The 1,343-nt window shown below is 62.8% G+C and carries 2 protein-coding genes; both read right to left on the reverse strand.

Features of this window, described 5'->3' with window-relative positions:
* Positions 1-828: urate hydroxylase PuuD (locus LO50_RS21960; RefSeq protein ID WP_044316363.1), on the reverse strand; the 828-nt coding region annotated here is incomplete at its 3' end.
* 113 nt (positions 829-941) lie between these two features.
* On the reverse strand, positions 942-1,343 hold a 402-nt coding region (locus LO50_RS21965), incomplete at its 5' end, for an ureidoglycolate lyase (RefSeq protein ID WP_044316364.1).

Here is a 1,343-nt window from a genome sequence, read left to right on the forward strand (position 1 = left end):
GAAGCAATTACTGTTGTGGCGGGTGTTGAAGTAGTGGCGCGCCAGCACCGACAGCGCGCCGAGCGCGGCGAGGATCAGCCAGTTGTATTCGCTGCCGTAAGTGCTCGGGAAGTGGTTGCTGATCATGATGAACAGCACCGGCAGGGTGAAATAGTTGTTGTGCCGCGAACGCAGCAGGCCCTTGGCCGGCAGCACCGGATCGGGCGTGCGCTTCTGTTCGATGGCGGCGACCAGCGCACGCTGAGCCGGCATGATGATGCGGAACACGTTGCCGACCATGATGGTGCCGATCAGCGCGCCGGTATGGATGTAGGCTGCGCGGCCGCTGAATACCTGCGAATAGCCCCAGCACGCGGCGATCACCAGCACGAAGAGCACCAGGCCGAGCAGGGCGGGGGTCTTGCCCAGCGGCGAGTCGCAGAGCAGGTCGTAGACGAACCAGCCGACGATCAGCGAGCCAAAGCCGATAGCGATAGCCGCCGCAGGGGACAGTTCGCTGCCCGGTGCGATCAGGTACAGGCTGGGGTTGAGGTAGTACACCACCATCAGCAGCGCCACGCCCGACAGCCAGGTGGTGTAGGCCTCCCACTTGAACCAGTGCAGGTTTTCCGGCATCTGCGGCGGCGCCAGCTTGTATTTCTCCAGGTGGTAGATACCGCCACCGTGGATGGCCCAGAGATCGCCCGACAGGCCCTCACGCGGGTTGGCGCGGTTGAGGTTGTTCTCCAGCCAGACGAAATAGAAGGAAGCACCGATCCAGGCGACGCCAACGATCATGTGAATCCAGCGGATACTCAGGTTCAGCCATTCGGTCAGATGGGCGTCCATTTGTCATGCACCTCTTGCGGCCTGCAGGCGGCCGTATTTCTTCTTATTGGAATCGGCTTGAGCGCGGCGCGAACGCAGGCAAGGCAACGCCGAATGAGCCAGCGCAGTAGCGGTCATGTCGATTCCCGTTGGGGGTCGAGGAGGAGTTGCTGATCCTCCGTGAAGAAGTACTCGTCGCAGTTGTTGCCAGAACCGCTGCGATCGACCACCAGGAACTCATCCCGCTTTTCGATCGTCAGCACCGGGTGGTGCCAGACGCCGCGGTGGTAATTGACGCCCTGCCTGCCGTTGCTGCGGAAGGCGCGGACGTGGCCCGGTACAGGTGCATCGCCAAGTGGCGCGACCACGACCAGAAAAGGGTTGCCGAGCAGCGGGATGAAGGCCTGGCTGCCCAGCGGATGACGTTCGAGCATGCGGATGACCAGCGGCATCTCCAGCGCCTCGGCGGCGAAGATGCTGATGATCGCCTGGTCATCGGGTGCGGCGGTCTCGACCGTGGCCAGCTTGTGATAGCG

The organism is Stutzerimonas stutzeri, from assembly GCF_000935215.1.
Lineage (GTDB): Bacteria > Pseudomonadota > Gammaproteobacteria > Pseudomonadales > Pseudomonadaceae > Stutzerimonas.